Source organism: Haloechinothrix alba (assembly GCF_900188115.1).
Classification (GTDB): Bacteria; Actinomycetota; Actinomycetes; order Mycobacteriales; family Pseudonocardiaceae; genus Haloechinothrix; species Haloechinothrix alba.
Genome location: NZ_FZNW01000001.1, coordinates 26,382 through 46,798 on the forward strand (window position 1 = coordinate 26,382; position 20,417 = coordinate 46,798).

16 protein-coding genes are annotated in these 20,417 nt (G+C 68.0%); 7 read left to right on the forward strand and 9 right to left on the reverse strand.

The features are described from left to right. Positions 1-12: 12 nt before the first annotated feature. The 6 genes from CHB84_RS00090 to CHB84_RS00115 all read right to left on the reverse strand — a co-directional run bounded on the left by CHB84_RS00090 (position 13) and on the right by CHB84_RS00115 (position 7,528). Positions 13-483 (reverse strand): SRPBCC family protein, encoded by a 471-nt coding sequence (locus tag CHB84_RS00090; RefSeq protein WP_089299385.1) that lies wholly within the window; start codon positions 481-483, stop codon positions 13-15. A gap of 143 nt (positions 484-626) precedes the next feature. Continuing rightward, complete coding sequence (locus tag CHB84_RS00095) at positions 627-3,089, reverse strand: oxidoreductase (protein WP_176439717.1); 2,463 nt, start codon at positions 3,087-3,089, stop codon at positions 627-629. 241 nt (positions 3,090-3,330) lie between these two features. Then, complete coding sequence (locus tag CHB84_RS00100; RefSeq protein WP_089299636.1) at positions 3,331-4,074, reverse strand: amino acid ABC transporter ATP-binding protein; 744 nt, start codon at positions 4,072-4,074, stop codon at positions 3,331-3,333. Positions 4,075-4,100: 26 nt separating this feature from the next. Then, complete coding sequence (locus tag CHB84_RS00105; protein WP_245818463.1) at positions 4,101-4,961, reverse strand: amino acid ABC transporter permease; 861 nt, start codon at positions 4,959-4,961, stop codon at positions 4,101-4,103. Positions 4,962-5,085: 124 nt separating this feature from the next. Beyond that, positions 5,086-5,925 (reverse strand): ABC transporter substrate-binding protein, encoded by an 840-nt coding sequence (locus CHB84_RS00110; protein WP_089299386.1) that lies wholly within the window; start codon positions 5,923-5,925, stop codon positions 5,086-5,088. Between the two features lie 172 nt (positions 5,926-6,097). Beyond that, positions 6,098-7,528, reverse strand: a complete 1,431-nt coding sequence (locus CHB84_RS00115; protein ID WP_089299387.1) for a M20/M25/M40 family metallo-hydrolase — start codon at positions 7,526-7,528, stop codon at positions 6,098-6,100. Positions 7,529-8,006: 478 nt separating this feature from the next. Here CHB84_RS00115 and pdhA point away from each other — a divergent pair, with 478 nt between their 5' ends. From pdhA to CHB84_RS00145, 6 genes are all read left to right on the forward strand, one after another. Then, entirely contained in the window at positions 8,007-9,242 is a 1,236-nt protein-coding gene (pdhA, locus tag CHB84_RS00120; protein ID WP_089299388.1) for a pyruvate dehydrogenase (acetyl-transferring) E1 component subunit alpha, read from the forward strand. Between the two features lie 11 nt (positions 9,243-9,253). Then, on the forward strand, positions 9,254-10,276 hold the full coding sequence (locus CHB84_RS00125) for an alpha-ketoacid dehydrogenase subunit beta (protein WP_089299637.1): 1,023 nt from the start codon (positions 9,254-9,256) through the stop codon (positions 10,274-10,276). An 11-nt stretch (positions 10,277-10,287) separates the two neighbouring features. Further along, positions 10,288-11,745, forward strand: a complete 1,458-nt coding sequence (locus CHB84_RS00130; protein WP_089299389.1) for a dihydrolipoamide acetyltransferase family protein — start codon at positions 10,288-10,290, stop codon at positions 11,743-11,745. Between the two features lie 399 nt (positions 11,746-12,144). Then, positions 12,145-12,783, forward strand: coding sequence for a TetR/AcrR family transcriptional regulator (locus tag CHB84_RS00135; protein WP_217898433.1), 639 nt, complete (start codon positions 12,145-12,147; stop codon positions 12,781-12,783). A gap of 88 nt (positions 12,784-12,871) precedes the next feature. Further along, positions 12,872-16,036, forward strand: coding sequence for an MMPL family transporter (locus CHB84_RS00140; protein ID WP_089299391.1), 3,165 nt, complete (start codon positions 12,872-12,874; stop codon positions 16,034-16,036). 51 nt (positions 16,037-16,087) lie between these two features. After that, positions 16,088-16,552: an FxsA family protein gene (locus CHB84_RS00145; protein ID WP_089299392.1), complete on the forward strand. Its 465-nt coding sequence runs from the start codon at positions 16,088-16,090 to the stop codon at positions 16,550-16,552. Here the strand turns inward: CHB84_RS00145 and CHB84_RS00150 are convergent. Further along, a complete protein-coding gene (locus tag CHB84_RS00150; RefSeq protein ID WP_425432246.1) occupies positions 16,542-17,198 on the reverse strand; it encodes an SCP2 sterol-binding domain-containing protein in 657 nt (218 codons plus the stop codon). The two genes, CHB84_RS00145 and CHB84_RS00150, sit on opposite strands and share 11 nt — an antisense overlap. A 207-nt stretch (positions 17,199-17,405) precedes the next feature. Between CHB84_RS00150 and CHB84_RS00155 the strand changes: the two genes are divergently transcribed. Beyond that, a complete protein-coding gene (locus tag CHB84_RS00155) occupies positions 17,406-18,059 on the forward strand; it encodes a TetR/AcrR family transcriptional regulator (RefSeq protein ID WP_089299393.1) in 654 nt (217 codons plus the stop codon). Between the two features lie 40 nt (positions 18,060-18,099). On the opposite strand, the gene CHB84_RS00160 is transcribed toward CHB84_RS00155, so the two are convergent. Together CHB84_RS00160 and CHB84_RS00165 are read right to left on the reverse strand one after the other, a co-directional pair. Further along, positions 18,100-18,960, reverse strand: a complete 861-nt coding sequence (locus CHB84_RS00160) for a MaoC family dehydratase (protein ID WP_089299394.1) — start codon at positions 18,958-18,960, stop codon at positions 18,100-18,102. A 10-nt stretch (positions 18,961-18,970) separates the two neighbouring features. Continuing rightward, the gene (locus CHB84_RS00165; protein WP_089299395.1) at positions 18,971-20,323 is read right to left on the reverse strand and encodes a 3-oxoacyl-ACP reductase; all 1,353 of its coding nucleotides are present in this window, start codon (positions 20,321-20,323) and stop codon (positions 18,971-18,973) included. Positions 20,324-20,417 lie beyond the last annotated feature (94 nt).

The window sequence follows — 20,417 nt, forward strand, 5'->3', positions numbered from 1 at the left end:
ATTACCCGTTGTTTAACCATTCTCGGCACGCATTTTAATTCCCCGTAACGTTGCCTCGATGTTCGCCTGGTTGTTTGCGGCCCTGTCGTCGACGCCGTTGATCACATCCAGCACGCGGCCCAGCCACCGCGGGCGCCGGTCCCAGGCGCTCTCCACCAGCTTGCACCCCTGGTCACCTGGTTCGATGTCGTACTGCCACCGCGCAGCCTTGACCGGCCCGGCCGTGACGTCGAACGCGAACCGCTTACCCCGATCCGCATCGGTGATACGCGCGACCGTCATCCAACGCTGCCAGCCTTTGCGGTTTCGCCCGACAAACCGGGCGCCGACCTCGGAACGGGTCATGCCACCCAGCCAGCGGTAGCCTTCGTACTCCGCGGCACATTCGGCGAGCACGCCGGGGTCGCTGATTATCTCGTACACGCGTTCGGCAGGAGCGTCGATCTGGATCTCCGCGGTCGCGTCGGGCCGTATGTCCGTCATCCTCGTCCTCCACCTCGTTGGTCACGGGCGTCGCTGCGCATACCCCGGGGACGGTCCCCGACGCTCAGAGACCATCGGTACGCGAATTCCCTGTTCAGGCTAGCCGGTCCCGACCGGCCGGTCACAACTCGCCGGGCGACTACTCACGGGCGGCGCAGCGCGCGCGTGACGCCTGCGGCCACCGTCGTGGCCAGCACCCATCCGGACGCGGTGAATCCGGTAGCCACCCACTTGTCCACGCCACCCATGTGCCAGCGACCCTTGTTGCCGAAGTCGACGATCGGAACGAGCAGATCCACCGTGTGGAGTACCGGGTTCCACTCCAGCCCCGTATCGTCTGCGTTGACCACGCACCGCGGCCCGTTGACCTGGAAACGTTCCGGGTGGTTCACACAGTCGTCGATGCCGAGACCGAACCAGAGGCTGCCGGCCACCAGCAACGCGAGCAGCCACGCGAGCGCGCGCACGGGCCGGTAGCCGTAGCCGACCATCGCACGCTGCAGCCAGCTCCACAGCCACACGCCCGGTGCGAACACACCCGCGCCTCTGGCCAGCGCCTCGTAGCGATACTGCTGCTTGCGCATCGACACCGTAGCCGCATGCTCCTCGTTCCCGCTGGCGCGCAACATCGTGGCGAGCTGGTCGTAGGGACCGGGCCGGTAGTCGCGCATCGCACCGCGTAGGCGCCGGAGTCGCCGCTTCACCTCGCCATCGTCCTCGATCTCGATCGGTTCGCGTAACGCGTCGTACTGGAACTCCTCCAGCTCGATCCCTTTGCTGGCCTCCCACAGCTGTGCGTTGTCGTCCAGCGTCCCGCAACGCGCCCGCCGCAGGACCACCCGGCCTTCCGGCGGGTACTGCGGGGTGAGCACGAACTCCTCGGCCACCGCGTCGGTCGCGTCCAGCGCGATACCGCGCGGAGCACGCTGCGTATCGTGCTCACCGTGCGCTCCCGCCTCCGTGGTCACCTCGGCGGTGTTCAGCGCGAGCCCCTGCGAACCCTCGAGCGGACCGTGCCGGACTCGCAGCCGGACCTCGGGCAATGAGCGCAGCCGGGTTGCGTTGAGGTTGATCCGCCGCGTGACCTTCACCCCGTCGAGGTTCACGCCGCCCTCAGCGTCGATGCCCGGCGGATCGGCCTGGCCGAGCAGGAGGTCGCGTCCGATCTGCGCGGTACGCATATCCAGCGAGTACGTGCGAAACCGCCGCTCGGCGGGTTCGGTGAGCCGCGTGCCGACCAGTTCCGCATTCGCCCCGACGACGATGCCCTGCATCTGCACGGTCCCCGCGATCGACGAGCCCGCGAGGTTGATGTTGCCTCCCACACGCGAACGTGGCGCGCAGAAGACGTCCCTGCCCGGGTGCTTCAGTTCCATGCCGGTAGCCAGCAGGTTGCCGCCCACGGTGATGTCGGCGAGCCGGAGCTGCCCTTCGACACGCAACCGGTCCGCCTGGATATCGGCACTGATATTGCTGCCGTCCAGATGCACGGCCCTGTCGTAGAACGGTTCCGCCTCACCGCGCGGCACCGTGATCTCGGCCGCCGTCAAGCGCAACGACCCTCCGATCGCGGCGTTGAGCAACCGCACCGTCCCATTGCCGGACATCGCCCGGCACTCGATGTTGCCGTCCACGCGCAGCCGGTCAGCGGCAATCGACGGGCGCGGATCAATACGTTCGGCGTCGCGGGAGGACGCGAGGCCCGCCCTGCGCTCCAGGCCGGGGCCGTCCGGGTCGACCCAGATATGCGCGTCACGCAGCACCACATCGCCGTTGACCTGAGCGTTCGTGAGATGCACCGAGCCACGCGTCGAGAAGCTGCGAGCCCGGGTGTGCCATGCCACCTGGCGCTTCTCGCAGATGAGCAGCCCGCCGACGTGGGCACCGTCGGCGACGAGCGCTGCCCCGGCCGGGTTGTCCAGGTGCGCCCCGGAGAAGTTGGCATTACCGCCGGTACGCAGACCCGGCATCCTGACCTCACCTTCGACGGCCGTGAGATGTGCCAAGAAAGCACCGGTGACCTGCATACGGTCGGCATGCACCGCGCGGTCTCCCGGGTTCCTGATCACGCTACCGGCCAGCGACACCGAGCTGTCCACGTTCGCGTCGGTCAGGTTCACCGCAGCGGTGTGCACGTCCCGGCCCGGGGGGACCATGTGCGCACCGGCGGTGGCCGTCCCGTCACCTCCGTCGGACCGGGCGTCCACGCAGCTGTTGAGCACCCGCACGTCGTACTTGCTGCGCAGGTTGCGTGCCTTGAGCCCCGGCATCCAGCACCGGTAGAAGCTCAGCCCGAGCAGACCCGCCTCCCGCACGTCGGGCGGATTCTCGAAACGGCAGTTGGTGAACCGCAGCAAGTAGTCCAGCTCGGCGCCCCGCAGGTCGAGCGTACCGGTGATGAAGCAACCCACACGCTGGAAGATCGGCGCATTGGCCCGCTGGCCCCTTCTGCGCAGGATCCCACCGGTCTTCGGGTCGATCAACGCTTCGACGAGCTCGGCCGCGTCGACCTCGAAGCGCGGGTCAGGACCCGCGAACGGGTCGTAGCCGTCGGGCTCGCTCCCTGGCTGGTGCGCCGGACCACCGGCGACGTCGTCACTCGACATACCTGCTCGCCTCCCCATCGCGGCCGTCGGCTCCTCCCCGCGACCGGCCACGGCGCGCCCGCCGTGGCCAGCCGCTGTCTCGAGTCACCGACGATCCCGCCGGCACGCCGGTTCCACCCACACCGCATGTTCCACCGATCGGCCCAGCCCCACCCGGAACGGGTGGGGCCGAATGTCACGTTCGGCTCCTTGGAAGGAACCGCTGTCACCTTCGGTTCCCATCCCGGTGGCGCGGGCCCGGTTACTCGCCTGCGTGGGTCGGGTTCAGCACCCTGGCGAGGAACGTGCGGGTGCGCTCGTGGCGCGGATCGGCGATCACCTGACTCGGCGGGCCCTGCTCGACGAGCATCCCTTCGTCCATGAACAGCACGCGGTCGGCGACCTCACGGGCGAACTGCATCTCGTGGGTGACCACGAGCATGGTCATGCCTTCCTCGGCCAGCTGCCGCATCGCGCCGAGCACGTCCCCGACCAGCTCCGGGTCCAGCGCCGACGTGGGCTCGTCGAACAGCATCACCTCGGGGTTCATCGACAGCGCCCTGGCGATCGCGACCCGCTGCTGCTGCCCCCCGGACAGCTGCGGTGGGTAGGAGCTCTCCTTCTCCGCTACCCCGACCTTGGCGAGGTTCTCCCTGCCGATCCGCTCGGCCTCACCCTTGGTCCTGCGCAGCACGCGGCGCTGAGCGATCGTCACATTGTCCATTACCGACAGGTGACCGAACAGGTTGAACTGCTGGAACACCATCCCGATCATGCGGCGGGCCGCATCGATGTCCACGTCCCTGTGGGTCAGCTCCACACCGGAGACGTGCACGCTGCCGGCCGTCGGTACCTCCAGCATGTTCACGCAACGCAACAAAGTGGACTTGCCGGAACCGGACGGCCCGATCACACAGACGACCTCGCCTGCCTCGACCGTGACGTCGATACCGGAAAGCACCTCGAGATCACCGAACGATTTGGACAGTCCCCGGATCTCGACCATCCGGCCCGATCCATCGCCTGCGGCACTCACCGGCGCTCCTTTGCCTGTCGAGCTTCGAGACGGCGCACTGCGTAGCCGAGCGGCACAGTGATCACCAGGTACGTTGCCCCCGCCAGCAGCAGCGGCGTCGACGTGGCGAACTCGATCGACACGTCGCGTCCGAGCTTGGTCAGCTCGGTCGTGGCCGCGGTCAGCCCCAGCGCGAAGACCAGTGACGAGTCCTTGAACAGCAGGATCAGCTCGTTGGTCAGCGGCGGGATCACGATGCGGATCGCCTGCGGGACGACGATCGTGACCATCGCGCGGGAGTAGGACATGCCGAGCGACCGTGCGGCCTCCATCTGCCCGCGAGGCACAGCCTGGATACCCGCGCGGAACGTCTCGGCGAGGTACGCGGCGGCCACCAGGCCGAGCGCGAGCGCCACGGTTCCGTAGATCCCGAACGGCAACGAGAAGCCCGGGAAGGCGATGGGCAGGCCGAAGCCGATCAGGATGAACACCAGCAGCGCGGGCAGGCCGCGGAACACCTCGATGAACACCAGCGCCACGATGCGGTTCGGAGCCGCCGACGACAGCCGCATCAGCGCGACGACAAGCCCCAGCGCGAAACCGAGAACGTAGCCGGTGATCGTGAAGATCACCGTGTTCTTCATCGCCACGGTGATCAGCTCGGGGAACATCGACGCTGCCGAGGTACCGTCGAAGAATCCCCGCTGCACCCGCTCCCAGTCTGCGACCAGGACCAGCGTGAGCGCCACGGCGACGAACAGCGTGTACTGCACGGCCTGGCTGATCTGGCGACGACGCCGCGGGCTGAAGCGTGCACTCCCGGGAAGTCCGGAGCTGCGCGTCTTGCCGACGGTGGCCGGGCTGTTCATGCCGGCCATGCCGGAACCTTCTTCATCAGTGGGGCCATTCACGTCAACCAATCACCTTCGTCACGCCCGTCCACCCGGCAGCGGTCAGCGAGCACGGACCGCCGACCCGGCCCGTGATCGGCTCTCCGGGGCCTTACTCGGTGGGCGGCGCGCCGAACCACTTCTCGAAGATCTCGGCGTAGGTACCGTCCTCGCGAGCTTCCGCGAGCACGTCGTTGATCACCGAGAGCAGCTCCGGGTTGCCGTCCTTCTGGACACCGAAGCCGTACTGGGCTTCCAGGTCGATGACCTCGGCCAGCTCGTACTCCTCGGCGATGTCCGGGTTCTCCAGCCAGGTGTTCTCCACGACCGGCAGGTCCTGCAGGGCGACGTCGATCGTGCCGGCCTGCAGGGCCTGCAGCTGCGCGCCGGAGTTGGGGAACTCGGCCGGCTCGAAGCCTTCCTCCTCGGCGTGGTCGAGGCTCGTGGTGCCTGCCTGCACACCCAGCGACAGGCCCTGCTCGCGCACGTCGTCGAGGCTCTCCACCCCAGAGCCCTTCTCGACCATGAGCCCGAGGACCTCGTCGAAGTACGGGTCGGAGAAGTCCAGGTTCTCCTCGCGTTCGGGCAGGATCGTCATGGCTGCGGCGCCGACGTCGCACTGGCCGGCGTTGAGCGCCGTGCCGCTCTGGATCACGTCGAACTCGATGTCGACGATCTCCTGCTCGACCCCGAGCTCGTCGGCCACGAGGTCCATCAGGTCGACGTCGAAGCCGACGACCTCACCGTCCTCGGTGAACTGGAACGGCTCGTAGGGAAGGTTGGTGCACACCGTCAGCTTGCCGGGTTCGACGAGGTCGACCTCCTGGGCGGACGCGTCGGCGTCATCGGCTTCATCCGTGTCCGATCCGTTGTCCCCGCATGCGGCCAGGCTGAGGGTCAGCGCGAACGCAGGGACGAAAGCAAGCTTTTTGAGCTTGGGGTGACGTGCCACGGCAGTACTCCTCAACGATGTCAGTCGGGTTCGGTAGCCGGGATCTTTTCACTCGCACGCGCCCCGGAGAAGGATCGTTTCCCAGTCGCAATGTCAGAGGTACTCCCGAGGTCGCAAGGAGCCCGAGGTGACCTCGGTTCCGTAGAAGGAGCCGAGTGTGACACCGGGCTCCTCACCCCAGGGCGTGCGCGTGCAGCAGGTGGGCAACGGCCAGGGTGACGCGCTCGGCCTGCTCGAGGTGCAGCGACTCGTCGGGTACGTGCGCGTTCGAGTCCGGTCCGAGTGCCCCGGTAACCAGGAACTGCGCTTGCGGGTAACGCTTGCCGAGCATCCCCATGAACGGGATCGACCCGCCGAGCCCGGCACCCAGCCACGGCGCGCCGAAGATCGACTCGCTGACCCGCTCCAGCCCCTTGTCGAGCCACCCTGCCGGCGCGGGGGAGTCCCAGCCGTCCGCGTGCTCGGCCCCAGAGATCTCGACCGGTGCCGAGTACGGCACGTCTGTCGTCACGGCCCGCTCGATCGCGGCGAGCGCGGCACCGGAGTCCACCGTGGGCGGCAACCGGAAGCTCAGCGCGAGCGTGGTCGCCGCGCGCAGGACATTGCCCGCATCCGCAGGCGCCGGCAGACCGTCGGCGCCGATCACCGAGAGCGTGGGGCGCCACGTGGTGTTCAGCAGCCGCTCGACCTCGTCGTCCGCGACCAGCCGCATGCCGGCAGCGAGCGGGAACCCGCTACCCGCCCCGCCGGGAGCGATCTCGACGACCCGTTCGGCCTCACTCCTGCGATGCTCCGGGATGTCGGCGTTGAGCTCCGGAACCACGATCTCGCCCGTACTCGCCTGCTCCACACGCTCCAGCAACGCACGGGCCACCCGGAAGGAGTCGGGCACGGCCCCGCTGGCCAACCCGGAGTGCTGCCCGGACTCCAGTACCCGGACGGTCACCGTGAGCTGGGCGAGGCCGCGCAGGCTCGTGGTCAGCCACAGCCGCTCGTAGTCGCTTCCCCCCGAGTCGAGGCAGACCACGAACCGTACGTCGCCCAGCCGGTCACCGAGGTGTTCCAGGTAGGCGGGCAAGTCGGGACTGCCGGACTCCTCACCGGTCTCCAGCAGCACCACCGCACGGCCGTGCTCGCCCCCGGCGTGCCGTATCCCTTCCAGCGCGGTCAACGCCGCGAAGCCGGCATAGCCGTCGTCCGCGGCGCCTCTCCCGTAGAGACGGCCGTCGCGCAACACCGGAGTCCACGGGTCGAGCCCTTCGGACCACTCACCGCCGGGTGGCTGCTTGTCCAGGTGCCCGTACAGCAGCACCGTGCCGGCGCGTTCCGCCTCGGCGCTGGTCGCGGGAACGTCCAGGAGCAGCACCGGGGTCCGCCCGGGTAGCTCGACGATCTCCGCGGTGGCTCCCGGCAGGTCGCGTGTGTCGAACCACGCCCGCACGTGCTCGACTGCGGCCCGCAGGTGACCGTTGCGCGCCCATTCGCCGTCGAACGCGGGCGACAGCGCGGGGATCCGGATCAGGTCGGACAGGCTGGCGACGATGTTGCCGTCCCATACCTGACGTACGTGTGATGCGAGTTCGTCGTGTTTCACAGAGTCGATCCTGCCACGAGAAGCATCTGTGAGTCAGATCACAGACCTCATGAGTCTGAGTCGAACCCGGTCCCGACCGGGCGGGTTCGCGCCACTCGCCCGCGAGAACGCGGACCGTCCCGCGCCAACCGTGAACAGGGATGTTCGTCCCGTGCGGAATTCGGCGGGCCGATGGTGCAAGGGCCGACCCTCGGCACACCCACCGTCGGCACTCCGATTAGTTTGCGCAGCTCAGCACGGATTACCGGCAACGAATCCATGTCAAGTACTGCCCGCGCGGCGGCGCCTCGTGCCAGGATGTGACCACAACAACCGAATACTGCCTCGCCGGCCACCTCGCGGTGGTCGGCACGGCGGCACGTCAGCGTCGACGACCCGTCGACAACCTCCCGGGAACGCTCCGGACCCGGAGCCGAGGGAGGGCTCGAGACACAGTCACAACACCCGCCACAAGCGGGTGTGCGACCGGTGGCAAAGGAGATCATGCATGTCGTCCCCCGAGACGTGGACGCACCCGGAGCCAGGAGCGGTCCCTGCCGCCACAGCGGCTCAACCGACCCCCGAACAGGTGATCGCGGGCTTGCGTGCAACCACAGAAGGTGGCATCGAACTCACACAGCTACTCACTCCGGAAGGGGAACGAGTAGCCTCACCCATTTTCGATGGCTTCGTATCCGACATCGGTGCGGAGCAACTCCGCGGCCTGTACCGCGACATGGTTCTGGTGCGCAGAGCCGACCGGGAAGGCAACGCGCTGCAGCGTCAGGGGCAGCTCGGCATCTGGGTACCGCTGCTCGGCCAGGAAGCCGCCCAGATCGGGTCGGGACGCGCGCTGCGGCCCACCGACATGGCGTTTCCCAGCTACCGGGAGCACGGCGTCGCATGGGCACGCGGTGTCGACCTGAAGGACATTTTCGGCATCTTCCGCTGCACGGACCAGGGCAGCTGGGATTTCCAGGGCAGCAGGCTGCACCCGTACACCATCGTCATCGGCAACCAGGTCGTCAACGCCGTCGGCTACGCCATGGGGCAGAAGTTCGACGGCAAGGTCGGAAACGCCTCCCACGAAGACACGGCCGCCGACTCCGACGAGGCGACCATCACCTACTTCGGAGACGGCGCCACGAGCCAGGGTGACGTGCACGAAGGCTTCGTCTGGTCGTCGGTGTACGACGCACCCGTCGTGTTCTTCTGCCAGAACAACCAGTGGGCCATTTCCGAGCCGACCGAGCGGCAGTCACGCCTTCCGCTCTACCAGCGCGCCCGCGGTTACGGGTTCCCCGGCGTGCGCGTGGACGGCAACGACGTGCTCGCCTGCCTCGCTGTGACGCGGTGGGCGCTGCACACCTGCCGCAACGGCAACGGTCCCGTGCTCATCGAGGCGTTCACCTACCGCATGGACGCGCACACCACCTCGGACGACCCGACGCGTTACCGGCTGTCCGAGGAGCTCGAGGTCTGGCGGCTGAAGGACCCGATCGAGCGGGTGCGCGCGCACCTCACCCGCACCGAGGGCGCCGACCAGGAGTTCTTCGACGCCGTCGACGCCGAGGCCGACGAGTTCGCGGTCGAGCTGCGGGACTACTGCGTGAACATGCCGGATCCGCCTCCGGAGAGGATCTTCTCCAACGTCTACGCCGAGCCGTCGCCCGCACTCGACGCGCAACGCGACAGCTACCTCTCCTACCTGGCCGGCTTCGAGAGCACGGCGGGTGAAGGGTGATGACGGCAACCATGTCACGCGACGCAGAGCAAGCGGGTCAGGGCACGCAGACCCTGACGATCGCCAAGGGCCTCAACCTCGGGCTGCGTGCCGCGATGGAGGCCGACAACAAGGTCATCCTGCTCGGAGAGGACATCGGACGGCTCGGCGGGGTCTTCCGGGTCACCGACGGTCTGCAGAAGGACTTCGGTGAGGAACGGGTGCTGGACACCCCGCTGTCCGAGTCCGGGATCATCGGAGCGGCGATCGGGCTGGCCGTCCGGGGCTACCGGCCGGTGTGCGAGATCCAGTTCGACGGCTTCATCTTCCCCGGCTTCGACCAGATCATCAGCCAGTTGGCCAAGCTGCACTACCGTTCCGAGGGCCGGATCTCGGTCCCGGTCGTCGTGCGCGTGCCGTACGGCGGCGGTATCGGTGCGGTCGAGCATCACTCGGAGTCGCCGGAGTCGCTGTTCTGCCACATCGCCGGGCTGAAGGTGGTGTCCTGCTCGAACGCCACCGATGCGTACTGGATGATGCAGCAGGCGATCGCCTCGGACGACCCGGTGATGTTCTTCGAGCCGAAGCGGCGGTACTGGGAGAAGGCCGACGTGGACACCACCGCCGAGCCCGGCCCGCTGATGGCCTCCCGTCTCGTCCGCCGCGGGGACCAGAACACGACGAAGAGGGCCACGCTCGTCAGCTACGGGCCGCAGATGCGCACCTGCCTGGATGCCGCGACGGCGGCCGCGGAGGACGGCGTCTCGCTGGATGTCATCGACCTGCGTAGCCTGTCGCCGCTGAGCCTCGAGCCGGTGTTCGAGTCGGTGCGCCGCACAGGCAGGCTGGTCATGGTGACCGAAGCGCCGTCCGAGTCCTCGATCAGTTCCGAGGTCGCTGCCCGCGTGCAGCAGGAGTGCTTCTACTCGCTCGAGGCGCCGGTACACCGCGTCACCGGCTTCGACACGCCCTACCCACCGGCCAAGCTCGAGGAGCATTACCTCCCCGATCTCGACCGTGTGCTGTACGCCGTTGATCAGACGCTCGCGTATTGAGGGAGTAGGGAATGTCCGAACTGAAGAGCTTCCCCCTTCCCGACGCGGGCGAGGGGTTGACCGAAGCGGAAATCATCAACTGGCATGTCGCGCCGGGCGACGAGGTAGACGTCAACCAGATCATCGTGGAGATCGAGACGGCCAAGGCCGCCGTGGAGCTGCCGTGCCCGTGGGCGGGGGTGGTGACCGAGCTGCTGGCCGAACCGGGCCAGACCGTCGAGGTCGGCACCCCGATCCTGACCATCGATGTGGACCCGAACGGGGCGGCGCCGTCGCCGGGCGAGCAGGCCCCTGCCGGCGCGGCGGCAGAGCCCACGTCGACGGGAAGCACTGCGGCGAGCACCAACGGCAGCTCGTCCGCCGGTTCCGGCGGGTCCGGCGGTGACGAGTCGGTCGCCACGCTCGTGGGGTACGGCCCGTCCAAGCCCTCCGAGGTCAAACGCCGCCGCCGCACGGACTCCCCGGGCGCGCTGAATGACGCTGTCAGTCCCTCCAGTGGAGGGAACGCGTCATTCAGCTCAACCACGGAGTACGTGCCGCTGGCGAAGCCGCCGGTGCGCAAGCTCGCCAAGGAGCTCGGGGTGGACCTGCGCACCGTCACCGGCCACGGGACCGGTGGGGTGATCACCCGCGAGGACGTGCACCGGGCAGCAGCCGCACCCGTCAACGGCACGACACCGGCGACGGCTCCTGCCGCCGGGGACGAGCCCACCGCGGAGGCCGGGCCGGCCGCCGGGCCGGCCGCCGGTTCCGCCGTGGCACCCTCCGACGCGCGTGAGCACCGGGTTCCGATCCGGAGCGTGCGCAAGGCGACAGCGCAAGCGATGGTGTCCTCGGCGTTCACGGCACCGCACGTCACCGAGTTCCTGACCGTGGACGTCACGCCGATGATGGAGCTACGGGACCGGCTCAAGAACCAGCCGGCCTACTCGGGCGTGCGGCTGACACCGCTCGCCTTCGCCGCCAAGGCCATGTGCATGGCAGCCAAGCGCACACCGGAGGCGAACGCGTCCTGGGACGAGGAGAACGAGGAGATCGTCTACAAGGACTACATCCACCTCGGGGTGGCGGCCGCGACCCAGCGGGGGTTGATCGTGCCGAAGGTGCGTGACGCCGACGCGATGAACCTCGCCGAGCTCGCCGCGGCGATCGACGATCTCACCGACGCGGCACGCGCGGGTACGACACCGCCTGCCGACATGGTCAACGGGACGATCACGATCACCAACGTGGGAGTGTTCGGAGTGGACACCGGCACGCCGATCATCAACCCCGGGGAGTCGGCGATCCTGGCGTTCGGGGCGATCCGCGACACCCCGTGGGTTGTGGACGGTCAGGTCGTGCCACGCAGGGTATGCCAGCTCGCGCTGAGTTTCGACCACCGGCTGGTGGACGGGCAGCAGGGCTCGCAGTTCCTCGCCGACGTCGGCGCGCTGCTGTCCGACCCGGCGGTCGCGATGACGTTCTGACACCCCGTGCTGCGGGGCGGTGCGGCCGTGAAACCGCGCCGCACGGCCCCGCAGCACGACAAGACCGAGAACCGGATCAACAAAGTCACCGGCCTCGATGTCGAGTTCCGCAGCGCCGGCACATTCGTGGACGGACTCATGCACGACAGAAGCCCCGTCGTGCTCCCCAGGAACGACGACGTCGTCCGCATGGCCGGAACGGGGACCACCAGGTCTTCGACGAGGGCGCGGTCCCCTCGGACGTTCCCGGACATCGGCCCCGGCCCCGGACCAAGGTCGCGGACCGGGGCGGCGAGGCAGCAGACTCGCGATCGGATGATCCGCGCGGCGCACAGCGCATCCATTGGTTTACTCAGAACGCAAATTTGCACGACGTGCAAGATCGTGCATACTTGGGGCGTGATCGACGGGACCGAATCCGGGGAAGGCACGACCGGCCTTCGCGCGCGCAAGAAGCACGCGACGCGCGACCTGCTGGAGCGCACCACGTTGCGGCTTGCCTCTCAGCACGGCTACGACGAGGTTACCGTCGAGGGGATCGCGACCGCGGCAGGTGTCTCAACCCGTACGTTCTTCAACTATTTCGCGTCCAAGGAGGACGCGGTTTTCGGTGAGCCGAAACCCGAACTCGGAATGGGCAACCATCAGCGGGTAGTGGAGTCACTACGTACGCAACCGGCAGGCGTTGCAGTTCTGGAGGCGCTGCGTACGGCAGTGAGCGAGACAGTACACGAGATCATGGCCGACAAGGAGCTCGAGCGACTGCGCAAGGACGTGGTGACTGCGCATCCCATGCTGGAGACGCGGCTGGCAGGCGGTTTCCTCGAACGGGAGCAGACCCTCGCCGCCGCGATCGCCGAGCGCACCGGTCTCGATCCCGCCACCGAAGCGTACCCCTCGGTAGCGGCCGGCGCCGTTATCGGCGCCGTCCGCGGCGCGGTCTTCCGCTGGCTGGCCTCCGAATCGGACTCTCAACTGGAAGCGTTCATCAACGAGGCCTTCGAGTTACTCACACGGGGCATGGCACCGCCTGACTAGCACGTTGGCCGGTGCGCCACTCGGGAACGCACCGCGCGCGGTGCCGTACCGGCCCGACCGGAACACGACAGCGACGTAGGAGCACGGCATGGCGAGACTTCTGTATCGGTTGGGGCTGGGTTCGTTCCGTAAACGCGGGTTCGTTCTCGCGGTCTGGCTAGTGCTGCTCGGTACGTTCGGTGCCGGTGCGGCGACCCTGTCCGAACCGACCTCGGACACGTTCTCGCTGCCCGGCACCGAGGCGCAGGATGGCTTCGACTTTCTCGACGATCACTTCCCCGAGATGAGCGCCGACGGCGCCAACGCAAACGTCGTCTTCGCCGCACCGGACGGGCAGGAGCTGTCCGAACCGGAGTTCCAGGACTCAATCGAGAACGTCCTCGCCGAGCTGGCCGAGGACCCTGACGTGGCGGCATTGCAGTCACCATTCGAGGCCGGCACTGTCTCTGAGGACCAAAGCATCGCCTATGCGCAGATCAAGTACACGGTACAGCCCTTCGAACTGAACGAGGACACACGGGACCTGCTCGATGCCATCGGCGGCTCCACCACGGCAGCCGGCGTGCAGGTCGAGGTCGGTGGTTCTGCGATGCAGCCACAGCCGGAGCCACCGCTCACGGAGATCATCGGCCTCATCGTTGCCGCAATCGTGCTGACCGTGGCGCTCGGCTCGCTCGTCGCGGCAGGCCTGCCGTTGGCAACCGGGCTGATAGGTGTGGGCATCGGCGTTGCCGGGGTGACAGCGGCCACCGCGTGGTTCGACCTCGCTTCCGAGACGTACATGCTCGCACTGATGCTCGGCCTGGCAGTGGCAATCGACTACGCACTGTTCATCCTCACCCGATTCCGGCACGAGCGCGCCCAAGGCCACGATCCGGAGACAGCGATCGCGCGCGCCGTGGGTACCGCAGGCAACGCTGTCGTCTTCGCAGGCGCGATCGTGTGCGTCACGCTGGTCGCGCTGTCGGTCGTCGGCATACCGTTCCTGACAGCGATGGCACTGTCCGCCGCGGCCACAGTGGCAGTCGCCGTACTGATCGCCGTAACACTGCTGCCCGCGCTGGCCGGATTCGCCCGGAACCACATCACGCCGTCACGCAACCACAAAACCACCGGTGAGGCGTCGACAGGTACGGCACAGGAGGCGCCTGCTGCCGCGAACGCGCAGGCCGGTCTCGGCGAACGGTGGGGCCGCTTCGTCACCAGGAAGCGATTGCTCGTCCTGGTACTTACCGTCCCCGCGCTCGCCGCGCTGGCATGGCCCGCTACGGATCTGCGGTTGGGCATGCCCGACGGCAGCATGGCCGCGCCGGAGTCGACCGAGAGGCAGGCCTATGAACTCCTCGCCGACGGGTTCGGCCCAGGGGTCAACGGACCCTTGCTCGTCGCCACGGACGTCGGCGAAACCGCCGACCCACAAGCGACAGCGGCAGAGCTCGCGGAGGACATCGCCGCACTTGATGCGACCGCTGCCGTCGAGCGTCCCGTCGTAGATTCGAACGGCGACGCGGCCCTGTTGACCGTGATCCCCACGTCCGGCCCGAGCAGCGAAGGCACCGAGACGCTCGTCAACGACATCCGCGCCCTCGGTGAGACGTTCAACGAACGCTCCGGCACACCGCTGTGGGTTACCGGACAGGCGGCCATGAACATTGATATCTCCGAGCAGCTCGGCGAAGCGATGGTGCCGTATCTGCTCATCGTCGTCGGGCTGGCGCTGCTGCTACTCGGCGTGGTGTTCCGGTCCGTGATCATCCCCGTTGTCGCCGCGAGCGGCTTCCTCCTCACCATCGGCGCCACGTTCGGCGCTGTGGTGGCGGTATTCCAGTGGGGATGGCTGGACTGGCTGCTCTCCGTGGACGAGACCGGACCGATCATCAGTATCATGCCCATCTTCCTCGTCGGGGTCCTGTTCGGCCTGGCGATGGACTATCAGCTGTTCATGGGTACCCGCATGCGGGAAGAGTACGTGCACGGGGCCGATCCGACCGGCGCCGTCGTCGGAGGGTTCCGGCTCGGCGCGCGTGTGGTCACCGCCGCGGCAACCATTATGATCAGCGTCTTCGCCGGGTTCATCGTGTCCGACGAGGACATGATCAAGTCGATGGGTTTCGCGCTGGCCTTCGGAATTCTCATCGACGCCTTCCTTATCCGGATGGCCATCATCCCGGCACTGATGAGCCTGTTCGGCAGGGCGACCTGGTGGATTCCTCGCTGGCTCGCACGCATCCTGCCGGATGCCGACATCGAGGGGGAGCGCCTGGTACACACCGGCGCCCACGCGGCACCGGTTGCGGTTACCGCAAGGCCGCCCGGACCGGAGGTCGGTGGTAACGACGATCAGACGCAGGCCACACGACCGACCCGGACCGCTGGCGCCACGACCCCTGCGGTGAGCACGGACGCGGTCGGCAATCCGGCAGAGTTTGCCGACAGGCGTTCCGCGGCAAGCTCTGCCGAGCTCGCAGTACGCGGCAGGGTGTACCGTTCGGACGGCGTCGCGGTCGGCCATGCCGCACTGACCCTCCTCGATCCGACCGGACGGCAGGCGGACACGGCCCGGTCCGCCGAGGACGGCACGTTCAGCATGGTGGCGCCCGGCCCGGACAGTTACATCCTCGTGGCGGCCACGGAAACGCTACCGCCACGAGCACTGCCTGTACTCGTATCCGGCGAGCCGATCGAGATAGATGTCATGCTCTCAGGTGGTGGTGGCGTGACCGGAACCGTGACGGATGCGCTCGACGCGAGGCCCCTTCCGAGGGCGCTGGTCGTTCTCACCGGCAGCGACGGCCGCGTCGCCGGTTCGTCCTTCACGGACGGCGACGGGGTTTTCACCATCACGCAGTTGACCTCGGGCACCTATACGTTGGTGGCGAGCGCCGACAATCACAGACCCCGCGCGAGCATCGTCACGGTTCCCGCACACGACCATGCCGCGGCGGACGTGCAGCTGGAGGCATTCGGCCAGGTTCACGGCTTCGCGCGGGTGGCCGGTAACGGGCGGCCAGCAGCGGATGCCCGTGTCACGCTGCTCGATCCGGACGGAACCGTGCTCGACCAGACCGTGACCGGCCAGGACGGCGAGTACCAGTTCCGTGATCTGCCGGAAGGGGAATACACGCTGTTGGCCACCGGGTACCGACCCGTTCGCAGCGTCCTGCGTGTCAGCGCGGGCAGGAAGGCCCGACATGAGCTACGGCTCGACTACCCGGGCAACGGGACCGCCGGTCTGGACGGCGCACCCGGGTGACGTTGCCGACCCGTGGGGAACGCAGCGCGCCGGAAGTACGTTGGTCACAATATGGCTGTCGTACTGCTGCTCTACCTCATCGCCGAGATCGCCGCGATCTGGGCTGTCGCCTCCGCTGTCGGCGCGCTCTGGACCGTCCTGCTGCTGCTCGGCGGCGCCTTCGTGGGCTCCTGGCTTGCCCGCAGGGAAGGAGGCAAGGTAGCCAGGGAGCTGTTCACCGCGACACGGGAGGGCCGGTCCGGCCACCGCGAGATCACCGACGGGATGCTCGTGGCCCTCGGCGGACTGCTCATCCTGTTGCCCGGCTTCCTCACCGACATCGCGGGCTTCCTGGTCATGCTGCCGCCCGCCCGCGGTTACCTGCGGAAGCAGTGGCTGCGCAAGATGGAGCGCGCAGGGTCCGCGTCGACGTTCCGGTACCGGCACCGCACCGTCGTCGACGGGGAGGTGGTCGACGAGAGCTGGGACGACAACGAGGGCCCCGGCCCCGACGGGCCCAGAACCATCAACCCCTAGCGCCTGCCGGCTTGGGGATGTCGAAGTAACCGCTGAACATCGCCGCCAGCGAGTAGTCGCCCTTGACCTTGACGCGGCCCGTGATGAACATCGGCGCCACGGCAGCACTACCGGTAGCCATGCGGATGAAGTCGAACGCGGACAGGGTCAGCGTCGTATCCGGCAGCCGCCCGAGGTCCTCCCCGGAGACACAGACACCGTCTTCGATCACGGTCTGGTACCGGGCGAACTCCTCCTCGTCGGTGCCGTCGGTGAACCGCCACGAGACGACGAGGCTGACGTTCCTCGCCTTGTGCTCGATCAGGTGGTCCGACATCCGGCTGAGTATCTCCTCGATGAAGAACGTCCGCAGCACGGGGTCGTCGACGATCACCTTGAGCTGGTCCTTGGACGCATCGGCGACGAGCGTGACGAACGTGTCCGTGTTGATCGAGCTCAGCTCCACACCCGAGCCGGTCTCACCGAGCATGTACAGGGTCCGGATCAGCTGCCCGAACTGTTCCGCGCTCAGCTTGCGCAGGTCGATGGCGCCGGCCAGCGAGTCCAGTGCCCCGCCGTCGGCAACCCGCGTCCGGGTACCGCGCTGTGCGAACGCCGGCACGCGCATTCGGCGGAGCCACGCCATCCGCGAGAACCTGGAAGCCACGACAACCGATGCTAGCAAATAACCTACCGATGAGTAGGGTCGTGACGCCATCGCGTTCGCGGCGGGGACGAGGCCGGTGCCGGCAGCCGCCCGGTGACTACCCTGTGGCGCGCCGCCACCGCGGCCGCGCTACCTACTGGCGCGTAAACTTACTGGCAAGTAGATTCTGCCGTGGAACCATGCACGGTGTCCCACCAGGAGGTGTGCGTGAGCCGGAGTACCCAGCAGCCGCGAGCACGGCGGCTTCCCCGTGACGTTCGGGAGCGCCAGATCCTGGACGCGGCCGTCCAGGTCTTTTCCCAGCACGGCTTCCACGCGGCGTCGATGGACGAGGTCGCGGACGTCGCAGGCGTATCGAAGCCGATGGTCTACACCTACCTCGGCTCGAAGGAGGACCTGTTCTCCGAGTGCATCCGGCGGGAGGCGAAACGGCTCATCGACGCGGTCACCGAGGGAGTGTCCACCGATGACGAGCTGGCCCCGGACATGCTGCTGTGGCTGGGGCTGCGGTCGTTCTTCCGGTACGTCGGGAGCAACCGCGACTCCTGGACGGTGCTGCACCGGCAGGCGCTGTCCGTCGGCGGCACCTTCGCCGACGAGATCTCCGAGATGCGCACCCGCTCGATCGAGCTGGTGGCCTCCGTGGTCGTGTCCACGGGAACCAAGCAGGGGATCGGCGAGCAGGCTGAGAAGTCAGGGGCAGGCCTGGCGGCAGCGCTCGTCGGCGCCGCCGAGTCACTGGCCGACTGGTGGATCGATCATCCCGACGTCGAGGAAGGCACCCTCGCGTCGTGGCTGATGAACCTGGTCTGGCTCGGGTTCGGCGACCTCGTGCAGGGAGCCGTGTGGCGCCCCCGGTGAGCGGTGGCCGGGTCACCGGCGGGTGACCCGGCCACCACGCTCAGGCCAGTGTGCTGATCGTGCCGTCCATATGCGGCTTGGGCTTGCGGGCGTTCCACAACTCGAACGCGTAGCCGCCCTCTGTCGTCCACGTGGTGAACGCGGCCTTGCCCGGCAACAGCACCGGTTGCTTGAAGCCGACCGACACGGTGTAGGCGGCCGGCAGCTTGCCCTCGAACGCGGAGAGGGCGTGCGCCTTGGTCCACATACCGTGCGCGATGGCCTTCGGGAAGCCGAAGAGCTTGGCAGTGGCCGCGTACAGGTGGATCGGGTTGTGGTCGCCGGAGACCTCCGCGTAGCGCCGCCCGATATCGCCGGGCACCTGCCACACGGCGGTCGGGGTCGGTGCGGAGAGCTGCTCCCGCTTGCCGCCCGAACCGCTGCCGCCACCCCTGCGCAGGTAGGTGCTGATGTCGGTCCAGACCGGCTCGTCCTGCCCCTCGACCACGGCCTCACTGATCACGTCGAACTGCCTGCCCTTCTCGTGCGGGCGCAGGTCGCTGACCCGCACCCGTACCGAGAACCGTTCGGTGACCAGCAGCGGCCTGCGCTGCGTGATCGTGTTCGCGACGTGCACCAGCCCCGGTAACGGGAACGGGAAGCTCGGCTCCGCCATGAGCTTGACCTGCAACGGGAACGCCAGCACATGGGGGTATGTCGCGGGAAGCTCGTCGGACAGCCGGAACCCGCACACCTCGTTGTAGGCGGCGAGATGATCCGGGTCGACCTGCACACCGGAGCGCACCAGCTCCTCGTCGGGCAGCTCCGCTGCGCGCCGCCCCCCGGGCAACAGCCCGGAAACCAGCGCCTTCGGGTACAGCGCCGCGAGGTTCGGTGCCGAGTCGAGTTCGGTGACAGCCATGGTTCTCCCCTCACGCACCGATCATGGCCTGGCCGCACACGCGGACGACGTTGCCGTTGACGGCTGCCGAGGCCGGGTTGGCGTACCAGGCGATCGTCTCGGCGACGTCGACCGGAAGCCCACCCTGCGCGAGGGTGGACAGCCTGCGCGCGGGCTCGCGGATCGTGACCGGGATCGCCGCGGTCATCCGCGTCTCGATGAAGCCGGGAGCCACCGCGTTGAAGGTCGCTCCCCGCTCCGCGAGCACGGGTGCGGTGCCCTCCACCATGCCGATCACGGCTGCCTTGCTCGTCCCGTAGTTCGTCTGGCCGAGGTTGCCCGCGATGCCCGCGATCGAGGACACGCCGATGAAGCGGGCATTGTCCCGCAGCACGCTGGACTCCAGCAGCGCGTCGTTGATCGCCAGCTGCGAGTCGATGTTCACCGAGATCACCGAGTCCCAGCGCGCGGAGTCCATGTTCGCGAGCTTCTTGTCCCTGGTGATCCCCGCGTTGTGGACGACGATGTCCAGGCCGTCGTGCCGCTCGGAGAAGTACTCCACGAGCTTGGCGGGGGTGTCCTCGGCGGTGACGTCGAGCTGCAGCGCCGAGCCACCCACCGCGTTCGCCACTGCCGACAGGTCCGCGCCCTGCGCCGGGATGTCCACGGCGACCACGTGCGCACCGTCCCTGGCGAGCACCTCGGCGATCGACGCGCCGATCCCGCGCGAGGCTCCCGTCACCAGGGCGACCTTGCCGTCGAGGGGCTTGTCCCAGTCGGCGGGCGTTGTGCCCGTGGCACCGCCCGCTCCCGCTGTGCCGACCCGGATGACCTGACCGTCCACGAACGCCGACTTCGCAGACAGCACGAACCGCAACGTCGACTCGGTGGTCCCCTCACTGCCGGGCGCCACATAGACCAGCTGTGCGGTAGCCCCGTTGCGAAGCTCCTTGGCAACCGAACGGGTGAAACCTTCCAGGCCGCGCTGCGCGACGCGCTCGCGCGTGGACTTCGTCAGCTCGGGCGGCGTTCCCAGCACCACGACCCGGCCACAGGTCCCGACTTGCTTGATCGTGGACTGGAAGAACGAGTGCAGCTCACGGAGCTGTTTCGGGTCGCTGATCCCGGTCGCGTCGAAGACGAGCGCGCTGTAGGAGGAACCGGCCGTCGCCGATGTGGCGATCTCGACCCCTGCGCCACGCAGCTGCTCGGTGACCGTCTTCTCCAGCCGCCCACCGGGCGCGGCGCCGACCAGCGCGGGACCCTCCAGCAGCGGCCGGCCCGGCCGGTACCTGCGCAGCGGGGTGGGGCTAGGTAGGCCGAGCTTGGGTACGACGAACTTCCCGACCGGGGAGTTGGTGAATTGCTGATACCTGTCGGCCATACCTGCTTCCTCCTGGGATGTCGAGTACGTTCGGTGCCCTACTGCACGACGAAGTGGGACTCACCGCACAGCCTAACCTACTCGCGGGTAGGTT

Coding starts and splice junctions, on each gene's coding strand:
- CHB84_RS00090 (WP_089299385.1), bottom strand. CDS start 483: ATGACGGACATACGGCCCGACGCGACCGCGGAGATCCAGATCGACGCT.
- CHB84_RS00095 (WP_176439717.1), bottom strand. CDS start 3,089: ATGTCGAGTGACGACGTCGCCGGTGGTCCGGCGCACCAGCCAGGGAGC.
- CHB84_RS00100 (WP_089299636.1), bottom strand. CDS start 4,074: ATGGTCGAGATCCGGGGACTGTCCAAATCGTTCGGTGATCTCGAGGTG.
- CHB84_RS00105 (WP_245818463.1), bottom strand. CDS start 4,961: ATGGCCGGCATGAACAGCCCGGCCACCGTCGGCAAGACGCGCAGCTCC.
- pdhA (WP_089299388.1), top strand. CDS start 8,007: ATGTCGTCCCCCGAGACGTGGACGCACCCGGAGCCAGGAGCGGTCCCT.
- CHB84_RS00125 (WP_089299637.1), top strand. CDS start 9,254: ATGTCACGCGACGCAGAGCAAGCGGGTCAGGGCACGCAGACCCTGACG.
- CHB84_RS00130 (WP_089299389.1), top strand. CDS start 10,288: ATGTCCGAACTGAAGAGCTTCCCCCTTCCCGACGCGGGCGAGGGGTTG.
- CHB84_RS00140 (WP_089299391.1), top strand. CDS start 12,872: ATGGCGAGACTTCTGTATCGGTTGGGGCTGGGTTCGTTCCGTAAACGC.
- CHB84_RS00145 (WP_089299392.1), top strand. CDS start 16,088: ATGGCTGTCGTACTGCTGCTCTACCTCATCGCCGAGATCGCCGCGATC.
- CHB84_RS00160 (WP_089299394.1), bottom strand. CDS start 18,960: ATGGCTGTCACCGAACTCGACTCGGCACCGAACCTCGCGGCGCTGTAC.
- CHB84_RS00165 (WP_089299395.1), bottom strand. CDS start 20,323: ATGGCCGACAGGTATCAGCAATTCACCAACTCCCCGGTCGGGAAGTTC.